The sequence below is a fragment of the Caballeronia sp. LZ034LL genome (genome assembly GCF_031451215.1).
GTDB lineage: Bacteria > Pseudomonadota > Gammaproteobacteria > Burkholderiales > Burkholderiaceae > Caballeronia.
In genome coordinates this window covers 2851665-2872519 of record NZ_JARUXR010000001.1, presented here as the reverse complement: position 1 = coordinate 2872519, position 20855 = coordinate 2851665, and the positions used below count along the sequence as shown (strand labels likewise).

Here is a 20855-nt window from a genome sequence, read left to right as displayed (position 1 = left end):
GCACTGATATGGCTGACATCCAAAACAATCTCCCCCCGCAAGCGATCACGCCGCCGCCTTCCGGCCGCATGGTCGCCGCCCGCGAATTCTGGGCCAACTTCTCGCGCAATCGCGGCGCCGTGGTCGCGGGCCTGATCGTGCTGCTGCTGATCCTGGTCGCGCTGTTCGCACCGCTGATCGCGCCGCATAGCCCGATCGAGCAATATCGCGACTACGTGAAGATCCCGCCCGCCTGGCTCGATGGCGGCAACCGCATGTTCCTGCTCGGCACCGACGAAGCCGGCCGCGACATCCTCTCGCGTCTCATGTACGGCGCACGGCTGTCGTTCTGGATCGGCTTCGTGTCCGTGGTGCTCGCGCTGATTCCGGGCATCGTGCTCGGTCTCATGGCCGCGTTCTTCCACTGGCTCGACACGCCGATCATGCGCGTCATGGACGTGCTGCTCGCGCTGCCCTCGCTGCTGCTGGCGGTCGCGGTCGTGGCGATCATCGGACCGGGACTCGTCAACACGATGCTTGCCATCGCCATCGTCGCGCTGCCGGGCTATGTGCGGCTCACGCGCGCGTCCGCGCTCGGCGAGTTGCAGAAGGAATACGTGACGGCTTCGCGTGTGGCCGGCGCGGGCACCGTGCGCCTGATGTTTTCGCAAGTGCTGCCCAACTGCGCGGCGCCGCTGATCGTGCAGGCCACGCTCGGATTCTCGTCCGCCATTCTCGATGCCGCCGCGCTCGGCTTCCTCGGCCTCGGCGTGCAGCCGCCGGCGGCGGAGTGGGGCGCGATGCTGGCCTCGGCGCGCGACTATATCGAAAGCGCCTGGTGGATCGTCACCATGCCGGGCCTCTCGATCCTGATCTCGGTGCTCGTCATCAATCTCCTCGGCGACGGGCTGCGCGACGCGCTCGATCCGAAACTGAAGCGGATGGGCTGACGACATGAACGATCTTTTGACTATCCGCAATCTGCAGGTGACGTTCGGCGGCACGCAGGCCGTCGATCGCATCGACCTGTCCGTGAAGCCCGGCGAAGTGGTGGGCGTGGTCGGCGAATCGGGCTCGGGAAAAAGCGTCACGATGATGGCGCTGATGGGCCTCATCGACGCGCCCGGCAAGGTCAGCGCCGACCAGGTCACCTTCGACGGCAAGGACTTGTTGAAGGCCTCGGCGCGCGAGCGTCGCAGGATCATCGGCAAGGACATCGCGATGGTGTTCCAGGACGCGCTCACGAGCCTGAACCCGAGCTACACCGTCGGCTATCAGATCAAGGAAGTGCTGAAGCTGCACGAAGGCCTGCGCGGCGACGCGCTGCACAAGCGCGCGGTCGAACTGCTCGACCAGGTCGGCATTCCGGATGCGAAGAGCCGCATCGAGTCGTTCCCGCACCAGATGTCGGGCGGCATGAACCAGCGCGTGATGATCGCGATGGCGGTGGCGTGCAACCCCAAGCTGCTGATCGCCGACGAGCCCACTACCGCGCTCGACGTGACCATCCAGGCGCAGATCATGGAACTGCTCGTGCGCCTGCAGAAGGAACGCGGCATGGCGCTGGTGCTGATCTCGCACGATCTCGCCGTGGTCTCCGAAGTGGCGCAGCGCGTGGCGGTGATGTACGCGGGCGAGATCATCGAAACGAATCACGTGCCGACGATCTTCAGCGAACCGCATCATCCCTATACCGAAGCGCTGCTCGCCGCGATTCCCGAGCATAGCCGCGGTGCCGCACGACTGGCCGCGCTGCCGGGCATGGTGCCGGGCAAGGACGACCGCCCGAGCGGCTGTCTGTTTGCGCCGCGCTGCAAGTATGTCGTCGAGGCATGCTGGAAGGGCCGGCCGGACCTGTTCCCGCTCGACAGCAACGATCCGGCGGTGCGCGCGCGCTGCATCAAGCCGTTGAACATCGACGTAGTGGTGGAAGGAGGCGCGCGATGAACGCCGTACCCAAGCAGCTCAATCAGGACATCGTGCTGGCCGCGGACCAGCTCGCGAAACATTACGACGTGAAGCGCAGCGCGTTCCAGCACGGCACGGTGAAAGCGCTGAACGGCGTGTCGTTCGAACTGAAGCGCGGGCATACGCTCGCGGTCGTCGGCGAATCGGGCTGCGGCAAGTCGACGCTCGCCCGCCAGTTGACGATGATCGAAACGCCGACGTCGGGCCGCCTGTTGATTGAAGGCGACGATGTCGCCGGCGCGAGCAAGGCGAAGATCGCCGAGTTGCGGCAACGCATCCAGATGGTGTTCCAGAATCCGTTTGCTTCGCTGAACCCGCGCAAGACCGTCGAGCAGACGCTCGGCGAACCGCTCGCCATCAACACCAAGCTCAGCGCCACCGAGCGCGCCGAGCGCATCGCCCACATGATGCGCACGGTGGGGCTGCGTCCGGAGCATGCGTCGCGTTATCCGCACATGTTCTCCGGCGGCCAGCGCCAGCGCGTGGCCATCGCGCGCGCGATGATCCTCGATCCGCAGATCGTCGTCGCGGACGAGCCGGTCTCCGCGCTCGATGTCTCCATCCAGGCGCAGATCCTCAATCTGTTCATGGACCTGCAGGAGCAGTTCGGCACGAGCTATGTGTTCATCTCGCACAATCTCTCGGTGGTCGAGCACATTGCCGACGACGTGATGGTGATGTACTTCGGCGGCATCGCCGAACTCGGCGACAAGGAGACCATCTACGCCCGGCCGCGCCATCCGTACACGCGCGCGCTGATGTCCGCCACGCCCGCGCTGTTCGAGGAAGACCGGCGCATCAAGATCAAGCTGCAGGGCGAAATGCCGTCGCCGCTCAATCCGCCTTCGGGCTGCACGTTCCATCAGCGCTGCCCGTATGCGATCGAACGCTGCCGCGCCGAGGAGCCGAAGCTGCGCGTGGTGGACGGACGGCAGGTGTCGTGTCATCGCGCGGAGGAAGTCGGCGAAGACGAGGGCTGATTGCCCGGTCGGCCCTGCGCGACTTCGCGTTGCTTCATGCAGACGAATGGACGGGCCGACACACGAATGTTTTAAGATGTCGGTCGTGCCGGATTCACACGTCAAGCCGCGCTTCTTCCGCGCGGCGTTCGCCCATGCGACAGCCCTTGCGCTGTCGCTCGTGCTGTTTACGGCCGGACTTTGCGTGGCTACCGACAGTTTCGCCGTCGGCGGTTCACGCACTCCGCAGGCCGCCGGCGACGCCGGACCGGCCGCCGCGCCTTCCCGGCAAGTACCTCCGCCGCGCACCGACCGCTCGAACGGCACCACGGCAAGCGGCCCGGTCCGCGCGCAGCCGCCGCGCATGCCGTTCTACGTTGCGACCAAGGGCGCCACGACCATTTACGTACTCGGCACGCTGCACGTCGGTTTCCCGAACGACTATCCGCCCGAGCAACCGTTTCGCGCACGCATACTCGCCGCGCTCGAAGCGTCGCCTACGCTGGCGCTCGAGATTTCCCCCGACGACCTCCTGCTGTCCCAGGAAGACGTGAACCGCTACGGCATGTGCCGCAGCGAGTGCCTGCTCGACTATCTGCCGGACCCGATGTGGCAGCAGGTCGAGACGCGCATGCGCTCGCATCCGGAGGCGCTGAAGCAGTTGCGGCACACGCGGCCGTGGCTGGCGTCGATGCTGATCGAAACCTACGACACGCTCAAGGCCGGTTTCGAAAGCGAGTACGGCACCGAGGCGCAGTTGCAGAACGTCTATCTGCGGGCGCGCGGGAAGATCGTCGGACTGGAGTCGTTGAACGAACAGATTTCCACCTTCACGCGGCTGACGTCGGCGCAGCAGCGCGAGATGCTCGGACAGGATCTCGTGCAGACGCCGGCCGAGAACATCGCGGATGTGAAGGAACTGCACCGGCTGTGGCGCATCGGCGATGCGGACGCGCTCAAGGCCTGGGACGATGCGAAGTCGAGCAAGCTGGCCAGGAACCGGTCGCTGGCCGCGCAGGTCGACAATCGCGTGGTGTATGAACGCAACCGGCGCTTCGTGCAGCGCATGGTGCAGATGGCGGCGCCGGATAAACCCGTGTTCGTGGCGATCGGCGCGCTGCATCTCGGTGGACCGCGCGGCGTGCTGGAGCTTCTCAGGAAGCGGGGCTTCGTGGTGGATCCGGCGTGAGGCTGATCCCCGTCGATTCACGATGCTTCCCTGCGTGACGACACTTCTTCACATGCGCGGTGACGGAAAGACTCTACACTGCGTCTTTGCTTCCGATCCGCTGCGCCGACCGCGCACACCCGTCTCCGCCCGTGCGCACGCCATTGCTGATTCGCTGCTTCATCGCGATGTCATGGGCTATCGCGCTCATCCTCTCACTCATCTTCTCGTTGTCGCCGGCCCGGGCCCGTTCCGGCGATGCTGCGCCGATCTCCGCAAGTGCGGGTCCTCCGCCCGTCGGCGTACAGGTCAAGGTCGAGACCTTCACCGGGCAGGACGCCAGAGCGATCGCGCGCGCCGGATTCCGTTTCATCCGCCTTGGCGTATGGACGGACCACATGGACGATGCCGCCTACATGCAGCGTGTCGCGGCGGCTTTCGACCTCGCCACGCGCGCCAGGCTGCCCGTCCTGCTGACGCTGCGCTCGACCCGCCCGCTGCCGGCATCGGGTGAGACGGACGGCCGGCTTCTGAACCTCGCCGGCAAGCGCTTCGGCATGCAGGTGCGCGCCATGGCGCGCACCCATGCGCCCGAACTGATCGGCATCGAGTTGTGGAACGAGCCGGATCTGGACCGCTACTGGCCCACGGGAAACGTCCGCGAGACCTTTGCGCCGTTCATGCACGGCGTCTGCGACGAACTCCGGCGCGCGCCGCTTCACGTATCCGTGGCGGGCTTCGGCTTTGCGCACGCGCCGCGCCGCGACAATACGGCCGGAGCACTGCTGGACGCCGTGCTCGCCGCGTCGCCGGGCTGCATCGATACCGTGTCGTATCACGCATACGGAATGACCTCCGCCCAGATCAACGCCACCGCCCGAAGTCTGCGCGACCGCTACGGGCTGCCTGCGGCCATTACCGAATGGGGCGCGCCGTCCCGAGGCGCAGTCACGAGCAGCCCGGCACGGCAGGCAAGCCGCGTCGATGCGTTCGTTGCCGCGCTCGACACACTGAGCGCCTCCCTCGTTTCTCTTTACGAGTGGAAGGACACCGCGCGGGCGGGAAATGAGCGGGAACGCAGTTTCGGTCTCGTCGACGCCGACGGCGCGCCCAAGCCAGCGCTCGCACCGGTGCTCGACTATATCGGCAAGGCGCCCGGCGGCCGTTGATGCCCGGCATGCAGGGACCGGGCGGCATCGGCCCGGGCAGCGAGCAGGGTCATGCAGAAGAGCGACACGCTCGACAGATGCCGCACGTAGCTGCCGAGATCGGGCTCGAACAACATTGAAACGGCGATATGCCCCATGACCAGACACGCGAGCGCGTCCATGACGGGGTTCGCGTCGGCGATGTTCGGCAAGGGCCGCGCGGAGCGCCAGGCGACGATGACGAACACCTGCATGGCGAGGCCGCGCGGATCGGGCGAAAACAGCAGCGGCAGATGCAGTCTCACCACGGCATGGAGATAGTCGACACAGAACGCCGCGAAGGAATCCGGCGGCATCAGGTTGTGAAAGCTCGTGCGCGCGCCGAAGGGCGACTGATACGTGAGATAGTCGACCGCCATGTCGCGGGGCAGCAGGAGCGCGGTGTACGCGCCCGACGGCAACAGCAGCAGGGCGAACAAGAGCAGGCCCGCCAGCACAATCCGTCCGCGCCGGCCGGCACGCCGGAACAGCAGCACGGCCGCGGCAGCCGCGCCGATCAGCAGGAAATAGCGGCGCACCAGCAGCGCGTAGATGAGATAGGCGCCCACGCCGAACGCCACCGTGAACGCCACGCGCCGTCGCACGAGCGACCCCACGATCAGCAGTGAGATCGCCACCACCAGCGTATCTTTCGATGCAACGAACAAGTTGAAGAAGACACAGGGCGCGCCGAGCAGAAGCGCCACCCCGAGCGCCCCGGCATGTCTGGCGCGGGCCAGCATGCACTGGATGAACCCGATGCCGATCGCGAGCACGAGGACATCGAGCAGCGTCGGACCGAAGAGCGCAAAGAACTGGCCCACCGCATCGAAGGACGAACCATCGTAGGTGCTCGCGCCGTCCATCTGCGCCTGGATCTTGTCGGCGTCCCGAAACAGGAAGTCGGGCAGCAGCGACCTGCCCGCCACGAACAGCAGCAGGTACGCGCACGACGCCAGCCCGGCCAGCCAGGCCGTCACGCTGCGGCTGAGACGGGGGCCCGTGAGCATGATCCGCTCAAGCATCGGCGCGCGCTCCCGCCGGTTGGCCGCGCTGGGCCCATCCGAGCGCGATCAGCGCCGTGGTGCTGGCGAGCAGATGAGCCAGCGCGATCCGTACGGTACCCTGACCCGCGCCGTCACCGGCAATGAGCCAGAAAGAAAGCGGCAGCGAAGCGAGCGCCGCGCAGCACAGGGCAACGACGATCCGACGCCCCCCTTTGCGCGCGATGCAGGCCGCCCAGAGCACATCGCCCGTGGAGCGCAGCAGGAACGAAACCAGAAGGACAGCGATGGTCAGGCAGGCGAACCCCGTGGCGCGCTCCTTCGCCAACCAGAAGATGAGCGGAGCCGCACAGCCGATGCCCAGCGCCACCGCCACGCTCACGGCGGCGTTACTGCGCAGGGACGCGCGCAGCGTGGCGCGCCAGGTCTCTTGCAAGCCGCCCGCCGCCCGCGCCAGACGCGGCCCCGCGATCACCCCGACGCTCGCGAACGCGATCGTCTGTACCGCATTCGCGACCGACCACAGGAAGACGTAGCGCCCGACTTCCCCGGCCGGGAGCAAGGCCGACGCGATAAGGCGTTCCGCGTACTGCAACCCGGCGAGCAGCACGCCGCCGACATGGAACGGCACGCCTGCGCGCCAGACCGGTCGCAGCGCTGCTGCCGGACGCGCCGCGCCCTGTTGCATGCGGCCGTCCGATGCCTGCCGTGAAAGCAGCGCCCAGCCCCACAGGATGACCGCGAGATTCGTCACCGTCCACAGCACGAAGACGGCACGCACGTCGTCGAGCGCGCCCGTCAGCAGACCCGCTATGGCGAAGACGGCCCAGCCGCCGGTACGCACGAACAACATCGCGGAGCCGGCGCGCGCGCGGTGCACCGAAAACACGTAGGCGTTGACCTCCATCGCATAGTGTTCGCTGGCCGCGACCAGCAGCAGCAGACCCAGCGTTCGCGGGTCGGATGCGGCGCCCGGGAGCCAGCCGCACAGCGAAGCCGTCACGGCGCCGCACAGGGCGCTCGCATGGAGCATCCCATAGACGCGCCGCAGAGCACGCGCCGTGGCGATCGCGGCACGCGGATCCGCGTCGCTCAAGCGGCGGTTCAGTTCGGCGCCGAAACCGAGTCCGCACAATTTCGACGCGATGACCGAAGCGGCGACGGCCAACCCGTAGTCGGCGACCGCACCCAGGCCCAGGGTGCGGGCGAGGACGATCGTCAGTCCGAACTTGGCTGCAAGGGACAGCGCACGCGACAGGAGGCGCCACACCATCGTCGCGGGTCCTCAGGCTTCGACCGGACGCTGCGCGTCGCGGCGCGGATGGCCGAGCATCGTCTTCGTGCCCGCGGCATGACGCAGTATCTCGATGAGCGCTGTCCGCTGCCCGGCGATACGCGCAAGCGCGCGCTCCGTCGCGTCCCAGAACGCCGGCAGCGCGTGCGGTGCGAACAGGCGCTGCACGACCGATGAGGCGTCGAAATCCGCGGCATTCGCCACCCAGCGGGGGATGGCGAGGTCGCCGTACGCGCCGAAGCCCTTGCGCTCGTAGCTGAGATGGAACGCGGGCACGCCATGCAACAGGGACTCGAGTGCGCCGTGCAGGCGCACGGACACGACCACATCCGGCGTGTCGTGCTCCAGCAGATGGCGCAGACCCGGCAGCGTCTCGCCGATGCCCAGCTGCCGGTAGTAGGCGGCGTCGTCGTTGCCGCGCCCCGTGCTCTGCACCGCGAAACTGAGCCGGCACTCGTTGCGCAGCAAGGCGATCAGTTCGCGCGTCGACTGCGCATAGCGTTCGCGTTGCGGGCGGCTCCAGCTCGGCGCGTCGCGCAGCACCAGGGCGACGTGCCGCACGCCGTGCGGTCGCGCTGCGGCCTGCGCCAGCACGGCGTCGCGCGACCGGGCAAATTCGAGCACGGCCAGATCCGGCATGCGCATGACGTTCGCATTGCCGGCAAGAAAGGTCTCGGAGCGGTCGTCGCGCACGCACACCGTAGCGAACCCCGCCAGTGCTTCGCGCAGCCGGCCGGCGGCCCGATCCGACAGGGCGGACGAACAGCTCAGCGCCGGACCGATGCTTTGCGGCAGATACACCGTTGGCTTGCGCGCGGCGCGTGCGGCGTCCGCCTGCACGAGATGCCCGAGCGCCAGCTTGGCCGCCTCGACGCCATTGCGCGCACGCAAGTAGCCGCCGCCGACCCCGACGATCAGATCGCACTGCGACAGACGCTCTCGCAGTCGCGCCGCCGCGGGCGTGACGACGCGGCAGGCGGTGGCCGCCGCGGCGGCCACCCGCGCAAGACCGCTCGGCGCGATGACCGGCGCGGGCAGCACGTCGTCGTATTCCGGGAACGACGACGGATCCGCGGCAACGACAGTCAGTCGAAGGCGTGCGCCGAAGGCCTCGCGCAACAGGGCGGCGGACAGATCGACCAGCAACCCGTCACCGGAATTGCGACGGCTATAGGCGTGCAACAGCACGATGTTTTCGATCGTTTTCATGGTTCAGGCGTGGATGCAATGCCGATAGACGGCGAGGGTTTCGTCCACCATCCGCTCGGAGGTGAAATGGGCGGCAGCGCTCGCGCAGTTGGCTCTGAGCCGCGCGAGCCGTTGCGCATCGGTCGCCAGCGCGATCACCGCTTCGGCGAAGGGCGTCGGGTCGTCGTGATTCGGCACGACGACGCCGGTGTCGCGTGCGGCGACCAGCGCGTCCGCGCCCGCGACGCGCGTGGACACGATCGGCACGCCGGCGGCGACCGACTCGACATAGACGTAGGGGAAGCCCTCGTAGCGACTCGGCAGCGCGCAGAGATCGAATGCGCCGAAGTAGCGCCGGGCGTTGGGCACGGCGCCGACGACGTGCAGACTGGCCGGCAGCGCGTCGAACGCCACGCCGGCCGCGGCGCGGAAGTCGCCGCTGCCGATGCAGACGAACTGCACGCGCCGGCCGAGCCGCTCCTCGACCCGACGTGCGATCGACACGAAGCGATCGATACCCTTCTGGAACGCGAAGCGCCCCACCAGGCCGACGACGAACGCGTCATCGCGCAGGCCCAGGCGGCGCCGCGCCGCTTCACGGCTCACGCGCTCGAACTCGGGCACGCCGTTATGAATGGTCGAGATACGCGGGCGGCCGATGTGCAGGTCCTCGTGCAGGTGACGCGCTTCGTCATCCGAAACAGCAATGATGCGATCGGTCAGCCTGCGCCCGAAACCGCCCTCGACGGCGCCGATCGCCCGCCGCGCGACGGCGCCGAGCGTGGGATTCAGCGTGAAGACCGCGTGCGGCGTGTAGACGTGACGCCAGGGCCCGCGGCATGCGCGCGCGAGCACACCGGCCTTGGAGCTGTGCGAGTGCACGAGGTCCGGCCGCAGCGCGGCGAGCGTCCTGTAGAGCCGCGCGAAGGACACGAGATCGCGTGCGCCGATGGCGCGCTGCATGGGCAGGCGCGTGACCGTCGAGCATGATGCAAGGCAGTCGGCGGTCAGCCAGTGAGCATCGAAGCGATCGCCATCGGGGCGCGCGATCAGGTGCACCTCGACGCCGCGCTTCGCGAGACCGGGAAGCAGATCGGCGAGATGGGTGGCGATGCCGCCGGCCGCGGCTTCCACCACGATGGCGACACGCAGGCGGCGCTGTGCTGCGATGTCGGCTGCGCGCGCCTGCCGCCCGTGGGCCGGCGTCATGCTGCCCTTGAAGGAAATGGGCGGCTTCATGTGCGTTTCATCCGGCTGCGCAGCAACGCAAGGGCGGTTCGCCATCGCGCCCTGGCGGGCTCGCCGTAGTAGTCGTAACTGCGGTAGCCCGTTCTGCCCAGCGACGCCCGGACGGAGCGCATCGACAGCCCGTTGAGGATCAGGCCTGCGGGCTTCGTGCCGCCATGTCCGAGGCGCTTGACCGTCTCGTTCAGTTCGCCGAGCCGGGTCTCGCCGGCTCTCGCCACCAGCAACACCGCGCTGGCCTGCGACGTGAACGACGCCGCGTCCTCCACCGCGAGAACCGGCGGCGTGTCGACGAGTACGAAGTCGTACGCGCCGCGCAGGGCGTCGATCAGCTCGCCGGCGCGCGCGGACAGCAGCAATTCGGCGGGGCGGTCGGACGGTGAGCCCGCTGCGACGAAATCCAGACGGGGCGATTCGATCCGGTGAATGACACGCTCCGGGCTCGCGCTTCCCGCAATCAGGTCCGCCCAGCCGGGACCACGCGTCACGCCCAGACAGACATTGAGGGAGGGTCTGCGCAGATCGCCATCGATGAGCAGCACACGCAGGCCCGTCGCGGCCAGCACTGCGGCGAGATTGAGCGCGATGAACGACTTGCCGGCATTCGGCGCCGCGCCCGTGAATACGACCACCTTGCCCGGCGCGTCCGGCCCGGAAATGCGCAACGCGGTGCGCAGGCTGCGCAGGCTTTCGATGGCTCGATCGTGCGGCGCCTCGACGGCGAGCAGCGCGGCACGCGTGGCTTCCGGGCCCGCGAGCGCGGTTCGAAGCAAACGCTGCGCGGCCGAAAAAGGCACCGTCGCCAGCACCGGCAGGCCCGTGCCGCGTTCGATTTCATCGGCCGAATGGACCGCGCCGGCCAGGAACTCCCGCACGAATGCATAGGCAAGGCCGACGAGCAGGCCGCCCAGCAGCGAAGCGGCCGCCACGAGCGGCCGCTTCGGCCACGCGGGATCTTGCGCGACGATCGGCGCGTCGATCATCCGCACGCTGCCGACCCTGCCGGCCTTGACCAGTTGCAACTGCTGCGCGTTGGCGAGCGTCGAGGTATAGAGGTCGGTGCTGACTTTCACGTCCAGCATGAGCCGGGCGGCCGTCTGTTCGACATCGGGCAGACGGCCCAGCGCGGAGTCGAAGGCGCTGATCTGCGCACGCAGCAGCGCGATCTGCCGGTCCGCCGCCACCACGCCCGGGTGCTGCGGCGCGTAGCGGGTCGCGAGTTCCGCGCGCTTCTGCTGCAGGACGATCAACTGGGCACGCGCTTCCGCCTGCTGCTGCATTCCGGTCGCGACCTGCGTCGGCACATCGATGACGCCGCGCTCGTCGCGCATGCGGGTGTAGCGCGCCTGCGCGTCGTCGAGTTGCCGTTTCAGCTCAGGCAGTTGCGCCATCAGGAAGCCGAGCGATTGAGCCGCATCGGCATATTTGCGCTCCACGTTCTGGCGGACGTACTGCTCGCCGATCTCGCGCAGCGTGCGGCTGGTGCGCTCGGCGTCGCGTCCGAGCAAGGTCGCGACGATCACGCCCGACTGCCTGACCTTTTCCTGGACGTCGAGCCGTTGCTGCAGCTTGACGACGGTGTCGTCGAAGCCGTGCCGGATCACGGAAAAGGCGGTGCCCGGACGCGCGTCGAGGCTCGCCACGGTGATGATCAGCGGCCCGGACGGCGTGGTCACGCGGCTCTCGACGCCGACGCGCCCGTGCAGCGGGACGTCGAGCAAGGCGCCGGCGAGCGTGTATCGGCCTCCGGCCTCCACCTTCAGCGTGAAGGGCTCGTCCTGCCCTGGCTCCGGCACGTCGAAGCGGCTCACGTCGGCGCGCTCGCGGCCCCACGCGTAGCCGCCGAAGCCGAACACGCCGGGGGCGAGCGGGCCATCCTGAAAGCGCGAAACGAAATCGCCGATCAGCGGGAAACGCTCCGGCGCCGCCTCGATGTGCAGATGCTGCCTCTCGACGGCGCGCGAGACCACGAGGCGCGACGTGATGATCTGAGCCTCCGCCGCAGCGGAGGACTTGACGTCGAAAAACGTCGACATCTGGCTGGGAAGATTGCCGGCCAAGCCTGCGGCGGCGCCGTCCTCGACCTGGATCAGGATGTCCGCCTGATATTTCGGCGGCCACAAAAAACTCCAGCCGATGCCGGCCAGCCCGACCACGGACACGATCAGGACGATGCGCCGCGCGTTCGTGAGAAGCGTGTCGAGGAGCGTAATGACATCGAGTTCGGCGGTGGCGGCCGGGCCGTGTCGATCGGGGTAGGACATGAATGGATCTATCTGGAGAGTGGAGCGCGGCGCACTGGGGCAGCGTTCAGGGCGTGGCATGCGAGGCAGGGCGCAGGTGGCCGAGCCATTCGCGCAGGCCGGATTCGATGTGTGCGAGCGCCGCTTCGAAGGCCGCGCGGCCCTGCCGGTAGGGATCGCGGACATCGCGCTGGGCGGCGTGCAACAGCCGGTAGACGCGGCCGCGCGCAAAGGGGTGGCGCGCGAGCAGCGTCTCGCGCTGGCCAAGCGCCATGACGAGGATGAGATCGTGACGACGCAGCAATACGGAACTCGCCGGGCGCGCCACGTGACCCGACATGTCGATGCCGCGCGCCTGCATCAGTTCGACGGCCTCCGGGTCCGCCGGCTGGCCGGTCAGCGCATGCGTGCCGGCGGATCCCACCTCGATCCCCGGCATCGCCTGAGCGAGCAGCGCCGCCGCCAACGGGCTGCGGCAGATGTTTCCCTCACAGACCATCAGCACGGAGCGGATCATTTCGCGATCACTCCCGCCGTGAGTCCCGAGCTGATCAGCGGCATCAGCAGGGTCAGGACGCGGTTGAAGCGCACGAGGCCGTTGCCGTCGACATAGACGACGTCGTTCGGCTGCAGCTCGAAGTCCTTCGCGACGAGCATCGACACCGGCGAACGGCTGTCGAGATGGAAGACTTGTGGCGTGCCGTCGAGTGAACGGATCACGAACATCTGCGCCGTGTCGGCCGTGTTCGCATTGATGCTGCCCGCCTGAGCGAGCGCGTCCGCGAGCGACAGGCGGCCGTCGCGGCGCGGCCGCGCGGAGCCCGGCTTGTTGACTTCGCCCAGCACATAGACCGCGTTTTCATCGCGCGATGCGACCCGCAACATGTCACCGGCCTTCAGGTAGAGCCGCGACGGGCTGAGACCCTGCGCAAGCAGCTGCGGCACATCGATGCGCTGCGAGACGCCCGCGCGCACCAGGACGACATCGCTTTGATCCGCGTTCTCGCTGAAGCCGCCCGCGCGGGCGACGGCGTCGTAGAAGCTGAGCGGCACATCGGTCAACGACAGGGCGCCCGGGCTGCGCACTTCACCGTCGACATAGACCTGGCGCGAGCGGTACGACGCCATGCGTACGGTGACCTGCGGCTTGACCAGATAGACCGCGAGCGCGGCGCGCAGGCGCTGCTGGATCTGCTCGGTGCGCAAGCCCGCGACCTTGAGCGTGCCCGCGTACGGAAACTGGAGCGTGCCGTTCTGGTCCACGACGAAGCCTGCCGCCGGATCGCTCGCCTTCGCCGATCCCGGGCCCTGCGCCGGTCCGAGCGCCGCAGCGAACTCCGGGTGGTCCCAGACGACGATCTGCAGCACGTCGCCTGCGCCGACCGTATAGGTCTCCGGCGCAGCGAACAGACGCCTTGCCTGCTGGTCCTGCTGTCCCTTGCGCTCGGCGGCGAACCGCTGGACGAGACTCAGGTCGAGTTCCGTGACCGGCAGCGCGGGCGCGGCCGCCGAGGGCTCCGTATAGCGGCTGTCCTCCTGACCCGCCGCCCCGTTCGGGCCGACCGGCATGTGAAAGCCCGGCGCCGACGCGCAGGCGCCCAGCAGCCCCGTCAGCGCGAGCGCGGCGACGATGTGGGACGGTATCGAGTGCTTCATGTCGGGTTCCTGCGCGTCAGTACGCGTTGCGATGCACGAGGCCGCGCACGACGGTCGCCGCGACGATGCGCAAGTCGAACGCGAACGACCAGTTGCTGAGATAGAAGAGATCGTGTTCGACGCGCTGCCGCATCATCTCCACGGAGCTCGTCTCGCCGCGCAGGCCGTTGACCTGGGCCCAGCCGGTGATGCCGGGCTTGATGCGATAGCGGTGGATGTAGTCGTCGACGATGTTCTGATACAGCGCGTCGTGCTCGATCGCATGCGGCCGGGGGCCGACCACGGACATGTCGCCGCGCAGCACGTTGAAGAACTGCGGCAACTCGTCGAGGCTGGTGCGGCGCAGGAATGCGCCGACGCCCGTGATGCGCCGATCGTTACGTGTCGCCTGCACCACCACGCCGTCTTCGCGCTGATGCGCGCGCATCGTGCGGAACTTGTAGATCTGGAAGGGTTGGCCGTTCGCACCGTGGCGCCGCTGCTGGAACAGCACCGGGCCGCGCGACGACACCTTGATGGCCAGCGCGATCGCGATCAGCAGCGGCGCGCACCCCACGATCGCGCAGGTGGCGAAGACCAGGTCGAACAGCGTCTTGGCGGCGACCGCATCACCGGTGAGCGGCGCGGCGACAAGGTTGATGGCGAGCGTGGTATCGAGATCGGCGCTCTCGCTGTGAAAGCGCGCGACGCCGCGGACGTCCGGAATGAACCGGATGTTGACGAGGTCGTTGCGGAAGGTCTCGAGAAAGCGCTGCAGCGTCGCTTCGTCGGTGAGCGGCAGCACGAGCCACACTTCGTTGATGCGACCCGCGCGCACGTGTGCGGCGAATGTCTCGATGTCGCGGAAGCGCAGCGCGCCCGGGTAATGCGCATCTGATTCAGGATCCAGGTCGAATACGGCGCCGATCCCGCAACCCGCGTCGTGCATCGCCATCACGCGCCGCACGAATGCCGCGCAGCGCTCGCCGCGCCCGACCACCGCGACTGAAAAGCGTCGCGCGACCGCCATGCGTTCGCCAAGACGGCAGAGGATCACGCCACCCGCCGTCAGGCCGCTCAGGCAGACGAACCAGTCCATCGAAGGCGCGTAGCCGCGATGCATCCGGTTGACCACCCCGACCGCGAGCGCTTCGCAGACGATCCAGCCCAGCGCCGGCAGCAGGACGTGCCGCGCCAATGTCCGACGGGCCGGACGCTTGAGACGGAAACCGGACGACAGACTCAACGCGAAAACGATCGCGAAGGCCGTGACGGCGCTGTCGTAACCCGCGTTGGCCGCGTGACCGAAGCGGCTTTGGGCGACCAGCGAGCAGACCATGACGAGCAGCGTCTCGAGCAAACGAAACACCAAATCCGGGGCCGCCGGGAAATTCAGAAAATGGCTGTAAGTCGGCAAACGCATGACAGGATCGATGACGAAAGATCAGTTCCCCGAAAGTCGCGATGTGCGAAAGGCGGAAAAAGCACGCCTCGGTTCATTCGGGAAACACGCGATCGGCATCGCACGCAGTACGCCAACGAGTCACTTGTGGAGCAACTCTGCATCCTCACTTGTCGAGCGAGCGCCGAACCAAACGTGCGCAGTCTCCTTGATCGACGCGGGATGCAACCATAGGCGCGCTCCGAATCTGGACGGTGTCCGATTCCTGTAATGGGCAGTCGTCAGATGGGTCTGACTCCCGCTCCCAATATCGCGATCACACGGGTGAATTCGAATGCCTGAGCGCAATGCTCACGGGTTGCAATGCTGATAACGAGCATCAAAAAACCCGGACGGACCTGCGTCGAAGTTTTGATGCCGCGAGGGAAGGGGACGAGACGAACCGCCGCGGCCATCGACGCCGGCGCGCGGTTGACAAGCTGAAGAAAGAAAGGGAAAGGGGAGGAGGGAAGATTCACGAGAGCACGCGGAAGCCGCGTGCTCTCAGACCGATGCTCAGATGAACATCAGCCAGTTCAGCAGGAAGATGTTGGCGATCAACAGCGTCAGCGCGGTCGGCACCTGCACCTTGATGACCGCGTTCTTGTCGGGCAGTTCGAGCAGCGCTGAAGGCACGATGTTGAAGTTCGCGGCCATCGGCGTCATCAGCGTGCCGCAGTAGCCCGAGAACATGCCGATGGCGGCCATCGTCGCGGGATTGCCGTGGAACACGCCGACCAGGATCGGCACGCCGACGCCGCCCGTCATCACCGGAAACGCCGCGAAGCCGTTGCCCATGACCATCGTGAACAACGCCATGCCGATCACGTACACCGCCACCGCGACGAAGCGGTAGTCCATGTTGACGTACGCCGTCGTCACGTGCGCGACGGCCTTGCCCACGCCCGCGTCCGAGAACACCAGCCCGAGCATGCCGAGCATCTGCGGCAACACGGCGGCCTACGACAGCGCGTCGATCAGGCGGCGCGTCTCGCGCATCGACTGGCCGACGGTATCGCGCGTCATCACGCAGGCAATCGCCAGCGCGATCACGCAGCCGACGCCGAAGCCGATCAGCGTCACGTTCTTCAGTTCGATCAGCGGCGTGCCGCCGAACACCAGGTACTTCGCGCCGAGCGTGAGGACGACGGTCACGACGGGAATGGTCAGCGCGGGAATGAAGAGATTGTTGCCGAGACGCACGGCGCTCTGGCGGCGGGTTTCCTCCGAGAGCATCTTCGGCTTCGCGCCGGTGACGCCGCCGAATCCGGCGATCAGCGCCATCGCGACCACCAGCACGCCGACGACCGTCACCGGAATCCAGTCGCCGATCAGGAAGATCAGCGCATAGATCAGCCAGAAGCCGCCCGCGGTGAGCCGGCGCGGATGCGACTTGTCCGTGAGGATCATGCCCGCGACGACCACGAGCACGATGCCGACGAGATAGAACAGATAGTTGATCGTGAGCGTCATGCCTTCTCTCCGGCGACGTTGCGCGTGAGGGCGCCGAGTTCGCGCGCGAGTCTGCGGTCGAGCAGCCACAGGCGGAAGCCATGGATCAGGAAGGCGCAGATCGCCGTGGGAATGCCCCACACGGCGACGTGCATCGGTTCGACCACGATGCCCGCCTCCTTCAGGAAGGTGGTCATCAGCACGATCGCGCCGAACGCCACGAAGATGTCCTCGCCGAAGAACAGGCCGACGTTGTCGGTGGCCGCCGAATAGGCGCGCAGCTTGTGGCGCACCGTATCGGACAGCTTGCCGTAGCGGGCTTCGGTGGCGCCTTCAGCCATCGGCGCGAGCAGCGGACGCACCATCTGCGGATGACCGCCGAGCCCGGTCAGGCCGACCGCCGCCGTGATCTCGCGCACGAACAGATAGACGATCAGCAGGCGTCCAGCCGTCGCCGCCTTGATGCTGGAAATCCACATTTGCGCGCGTTCGCGCAGGCCGTGGCGCTCCAGCAGCCCGATCACCGCGAGCGGCAACAGAATGATGAGCGGAATGTTGCGGGTCTTGAGAAAGCCGCTGCCGATCGCGGTCAGGATTTTCTCGATCGGGAAGTGCGCCGCCAGCCCCGTGATGATCGCGGCGGCGGCGACGATCAGCATCGGATTGAAGCGCAGGACAAAGCCCACGATGATGACGGCCACGCCAATGAGCGGCCATAGGTTGACTGCGGTTGCCATGAGTTCTCCAAACGGATCAAGCGTCACGCCTCGAACCGGGCGCGTGGTTTTATTGCTTGGGGTTTGCTGCTTGCGACTGCGCGGCTCTGCCGGCCGCTTGCTGACGCGCCCCAGTTGCGCGGGGCGCGCGATGACTCAATGAGAAGGCGTCATTCGGCGTGCGCCGCGCGGACCTCGATGCCCGCATCGGCGAGCGCGCCGCGGATCCGGCGCGCGAACGCCAGCGCGTGCGCGCCGTCGCCATGCAGGCAGATGGTCTGCGCGTTGAGCGGCACCCATTCGCCCGACACGGCCTGCACGCGCTGTTCGCGGACCATCGCGAGCGTGCGGTCGAGCACCAGGTTTTCATCGTCGAGCAGCGCGCCCGGTTCCTTGCGCGGCACGAGCGAGCCGTCCGCACGGTAGCCGCGGTCCGCGAACACTTCCTCGATCGCGATCAGTCCCGCGCGACGGGCCGCTTCCACCAGCCCGCTGTTGGCGAGTCCGAACACGAGCAGTGACGGGTCGAAGTCGCGCACCGCGGAGACGATCGCATCGGCGATGTCCGTGCTTCTAGCCGCCTGGTTGTAGAGCGCGCCGTGCGGCTTCACGTGCGCGATGCGCCCGCCTTCCGCCTGCGCGATCGCCGACAGCGCGCCCAGCTGATACAGCACGCCCGCGTAGATCTCTTCGGGCGGCAGGTCCATTTCCTTGCGGCCGAAGTTCTCCGGGTCGTTGAAGCTCGGATGCGCGCCGATGGCCACGCCTTTCTCGACGGCCCAGCGCACGCAGTCGCGCATCGCGGTGGCGCCGCCGGCGTGCCAGCCGCACGCGATGTTGGCGGAGCTGACGAGGTCGAGCAGCGCTTCGTCGGTGCCGCAGCCTTCGCCGAGATCGGCATTGAGATCAATTTCCATGATGTTTCGTACAAGTCCTTACGTTGAATGTTGAGCGCGACGCACGACGCGCGGCGTCCGGGGCGGCCGTCATGCGCCTGCGCGCGCGATGCGTTCCTCGTGCATGGCGATGGCCGTTTCCACCTGGCTCACGTACTGGCGTTCCTCCGCGAGCGCATGGCGCGCCTCTTCCACCGATGTCTCGATGAAGCGCACGCCGCCGTTCAGCCGCACCTGCGCGAGCTTCCACACATCCGCGCGGATGACCGCGCCGATCTTCGGATAGCCGCCCGTGGTCTGGGCATCGCCCATCAGGATGATGGGCTGGCCGTTCGGCGGCACCTGGATCGTGCCGGGCAACACCGCGTGCGACAGCAGTTCCACCTTGCGGGTCCGTTCGAGCGCCGTGCCCGCGAGGCGGAAGCCCATGCGGTTGCTGTTCGGCGTGATGGTCCATTCCTCGTTCCAGAAGGCCTGCTGGGCGGCATCGCCGAAGCTGTCGTATTCCGGGCCGCGCAGCACGCGCACCGGGACCGCCCATGCGAGGCCGGGCGCGTGACGGCCGCGCCGCACCGGTTCGTCGACCAGCACGAACTTGCACCACGCCGGCGCCTTCACGCCGAACGCGGGCTCTTCCGGTGAGAACGCAATGCCCTTGTGCGGCTGCGGCACGCCGACGGGCAAACGGTCGCCGTCGCGCAGCGCGCGGCCGCCGAGTCCGCCGAAGCAGGCGCCGAGATCGGTGGAACGCGAACCGAGCATCGGCAGCACGTCGATGCCGCCCGCGATGCACACATAACAGCGCATGCCGCGCTTGGCCGCGCGCAGCGTGAGTTCCTGGCCCGCGCGCACCGGCAGGCTCCACCAGGAATAGACCGGCTTGTCGTCGAGCGTGGCGCCGAAATCGGTGCCGGCGATGGCAATGCGCGTCGCATGCTTGAAGCGCAGGACGGTCGGCCCGAAGGTGACTTCGATGCCCGCCGCATCCGGCCGGTTGCCGACGATGCGGTTGCCCACTTCGAGCGACAGCGCATCGAGCGCGCCGCCCGAGCTCACGCCCAGATGGCGATAGCCGGGGCGGCCGAGATCCTGTACCGAGCTGAGCACGCCCGCGCGAATCACGTCGATCATGCGCGGACCTCCAGCGCCGTGAAGCGCACGCGGTCGCCGGGCTGCATCAGCGTCGGCGGGTTCCTGGCCGGATCGAACAGCTTGAGTTCGGTGCGGCCGAGCAGTTGCCAGCCGCCCGGCGACACCGCCGGATAAATGCCCGTCTGCGCCCCGCCGATCCCCACCGATCCCGCCGGCACCTCGACGCGCGGTTCGGCGCGGCGCGGCATGTGCAGCGCGGGATCGAGGCCGCCCAGGTAGGCGAAGCCCGGCTGGAAGCCCAGGAAGAACACGATGTATTCGGCTTGCGTGTGCCGCTTCACGACTTCATCGACGGACAGGCCCACATGCCGCGCCAGTTCGACGAGGTCCGGGCCGTCCGCGCCGCCGTAGCGCACCGGGATCTCGATCTCGGCCGCCTCGGTGTCAGTGGCCTGAACGGCGTCCCAGCCGCTCTCCAGCTGCGCCGCGAGCGTTTCGTAGTCCGCTTCCAGCGGGTCGAACACGAGGGTCAGGTTGTTCATGCCCGGCACGACTTCGACGACGTGCGGCATCAGGCGGGCGTGTTCCGCCAGCGCCCAGATGCGGCGCTGGCAGTCGAGCGTGGCGGGGGGCGCGGTGTCGAGCACCAGTGCGGAATCGCCGAGCGGATGAATACTGGGTTGGGTCATGCCTTGAATTCGCGGTTTCGCGACGAGAAAAAGTGCCGGTCGGGCGCTCATCGCATCGTCGCAGAATGGTACATTGTCAATAAATTATCAAGAAATTATCAATACAGGTTTTCGCCGAGGCGCGCGGTACGCTGGTAAAAAGTCCCTGCGCTACACTCCAACGCACACTAATAACGGGCAAATGCCATGCCGCGCCATCCCACCAAGATCGTCTCCTCCGAACATCTCGTGTCCGAAACCAGCGCGGAACTGTCGGAGTTCGAGTACGGGCTCATCATGGCGGGAAACGCGTTCAATCGCTGGATGGTGCGCTGCATGTCGGCAGCGGGAGCCAAGGACATGACCGCGGTGGAGGTGTCGCTGCTGCATCACGTGAGCCATCGTGATCGGAAGAAGAAGCTCGCCGACATCTGCTTCGTGCTGAACATCGAGGACACGCACGTCGCCACCTATGCGCTCAAGAAACTGGTCGGGCGCGGCTATGTGCAGAGCGAGAAAACCGGCAAGGAAGTGTTCTTCTCCGCGACGCCGGCAGGGCGCGAGCTGTGCGGGCGGTATCGCGAGGTGCGCGAGGCCTGCCTGATCGAGACGCTGCGCGAGAGCGGCCTCACCAATGAGCAGATCGGCGAAGCGGCGCAGCTGATGCGCAATGCTTCCGGTTTGTATGACACCGCCGCGCGCGCGGCGGCATCGCTGTGA

General features: G+C 67.5%; 18 protein-coding genes and 1 pseudogene. 6 read left to right on the top strand and 13 right to left on the bottom strand.

Annotated features, from left to right (window positions below; all coding sequences use genetic code 11):
- Nucleotides 1-8 precede the first annotated feature (8 nt).
- From QCE83_RS13250 to QCE83_RS13230, 5 genes are all read left to right on the top strand, one after another.
- The gene (locus tag QCE83_RS13250) at nt 9-929 is read left to right on the top strand and encodes an ABC transporter permease subunit (RefSeq protein ID WP_309810653.1); all 921 of its coding nucleotides are present in this window, start codon (nt 9-11) and stop codon (nt 927-929) included.
- Between the two features lie 4 nt (nt 930-933).
- Entirely contained in the window at nt 934-1926 is a 993-nt protein-coding gene (locus QCE83_RS13245; protein WP_309810649.1) for an ABC transporter ATP-binding protein, read from the top strand.
- Complete coding sequence (locus QCE83_RS13240; protein ID WP_309810646.1) at nt 1923-2927, top strand: peptide ABC transporter ATP-binding protein; 1005 nt, start codon at nt 1923-1925, stop codon at nt 2925-2927. Before QCE83_RS13245 ends, QCE83_RS13240 begins: the two co-directional genes overlap by 4 nt.
- 76 nt (nt 2928-3003) lie before the next feature.
- The gene (locus QCE83_RS13235) at nt 3004-4095 is read left to right on the top strand and encodes a TraB/GumN family protein (protein WP_309810643.1); all 1092 of its coding nucleotides are present in this window, start codon (nt 3004-3006) and stop codon (nt 4093-4095) included.
- 131 nt (nt 4096-4226) lie between these two features.
- Nucleotides 4227-5243, top strand: a complete 1017-nt coding sequence (locus tag QCE83_RS13230; protein WP_309810641.1) for a hypothetical protein — start codon at nt 4227-4229, stop codon at nt 5241-5243.
- Here the strand turns inward: QCE83_RS13230 and QCE83_RS13225 are convergent.
- The 13 genes and pseudogenes from QCE83_RS13225 to pxpB all read right to left on the bottom strand — a co-directional run bounded on the left by QCE83_RS13225 (nt 5213) and on the right by pxpB (nt 20156).
- A complete protein-coding gene (locus QCE83_RS13225) occupies nt 5213-6271 on the bottom strand; it encodes a hypothetical protein (protein ID WP_309810639.1) in 1059 nt (352 codons plus the stop codon). The two genes, QCE83_RS13230 and QCE83_RS13225, sit on opposite strands and share 31 nt — an antisense overlap.
- A gap of 7 nt (nt 6272-6278) precedes the next feature.
- Nucleotides 6279-7538, bottom strand: a complete 1260-nt coding sequence (locus tag QCE83_RS13220) for a polysaccharide biosynthesis protein (protein ID WP_309810636.1) — start codon at nt 7536-7538, stop codon at nt 6279-6281.
- 12 nt (nt 7539-7550) lie between these two features.
- Entirely contained in the window at nt 7551-8768 is a 1218-nt protein-coding gene (locus tag QCE83_RS13215; RefSeq protein WP_309810633.1) for a polysaccharide pyruvyl transferase family protein, read from the bottom strand.
- Between the two features lie 3 nt (nt 8769-8771).
- Nucleotides 8772-9986, bottom strand: a complete 1215-nt coding sequence (locus QCE83_RS13210; RefSeq protein WP_309810631.1) for a glycosyltransferase family 4 protein — start codon at nt 9984-9986, stop codon at nt 8772-8774.
- Nucleotides 9983-12256 (bottom strand): polysaccharide biosynthesis tyrosine autokinase, encoded by a 2274-nt coding sequence (locus tag QCE83_RS13205; RefSeq protein WP_309810628.1) that lies wholly within the window; start codon nt 12254-12256, stop codon nt 9983-9985. The genes QCE83_RS13210 and QCE83_RS13205 overlap by 4 nt, the downstream gene beginning before the upstream one ends.
- 46 nt (nt 12257-12302) lie before the next feature.
- Nucleotides 12303-12752: a low molecular weight protein-tyrosine-phosphatase gene (locus tag QCE83_RS13200; RefSeq protein WP_309810625.1), complete on the bottom strand. Its 450-nt coding sequence runs from the start codon at nt 12750-12752 to the stop codon at nt 12303-12305.
- The gene (locus tag QCE83_RS13195; RefSeq protein WP_309810623.1) at nt 12749-13891 is read right to left on the bottom strand and encodes a polysaccharide biosynthesis/export family protein; all 1143 of its coding nucleotides are present in this window, start codon (nt 13889-13891) and stop codon (nt 12749-12751) included. The genes QCE83_RS13200 and QCE83_RS13195 overlap by 4 nt, the downstream gene beginning before the upstream one ends.
- 16 nt (nt 13892-13907) lie before the next feature.
- Nucleotides 13908-15293 carry an undecaprenyl-phosphate glucose phosphotransferase gene (locus QCE83_RS13190; RefSeq protein WP_309810620.1) on the bottom strand — a complete coding sequence of 462 codons (1386 nt, stop codon included), beginning with the start codon at nt 15291-15293 and terminating at the stop codon, nt 13908-13910.
- Nucleotides 15294-15827: 534 nt separating this feature from the next.
- Nucleotides 15828-16784 (bottom strand): annotated as a pseudogene (locus tag QCE83_RS13185) (DUF979 domain-containing protein).
- Entirely contained in the window at nt 16781-17500 is a 720-nt protein-coding gene (locus tag QCE83_RS13180) for a DUF969 domain-containing protein (RefSeq protein WP_309810617.1), read from the bottom strand. The pseudogene QCE83_RS13185 and the gene QCE83_RS13180 overlap by 4 nt, the downstream one beginning before the upstream one ends.
- Before the next feature lie 149 nt (nt 17501-17649).
- The gene (gene pxpA, locus QCE83_RS13175) at nt 17650-18396 is read right to left on the bottom strand and encodes a 5-oxoprolinase subunit PxpA (RefSeq protein WP_309810614.1); all 747 of its coding nucleotides are present in this window, start codon (nt 18394-18396) and stop codon (nt 17650-17652) included.
- Nucleotides 18397-18465: 69 nt separating this feature from the next.
- A complete protein-coding gene (locus QCE83_RS13170) occupies nt 18466-19506 on the bottom strand; it encodes a biotin-dependent carboxyltransferase family protein (protein ID WP_309810612.1) in 1041 nt (346 codons plus the stop codon).
- Complete coding sequence (gene pxpB / locus QCE83_RS13165; RefSeq protein WP_309810609.1) at nt 19503-20156, bottom strand: 5-oxoprolinase subunit PxpB; 654 nt, start codon at nt 20154-20156, stop codon at nt 19503-19505. Before pxpB ends, QCE83_RS13170 begins: the two co-directional genes overlap by 4 nt.
- Nucleotides 20157-20342: 186 nt before the next feature.
- Between pxpB and QCE83_RS13160 the strand changes: the two genes are divergently transcribed.
- Nucleotides 20343-20855, top strand: a complete 513-nt coding sequence (locus QCE83_RS13160; protein ID WP_309810607.1) for a winged helix DNA-binding protein — start codon at nt 20343-20345, stop codon at nt 20853-20855.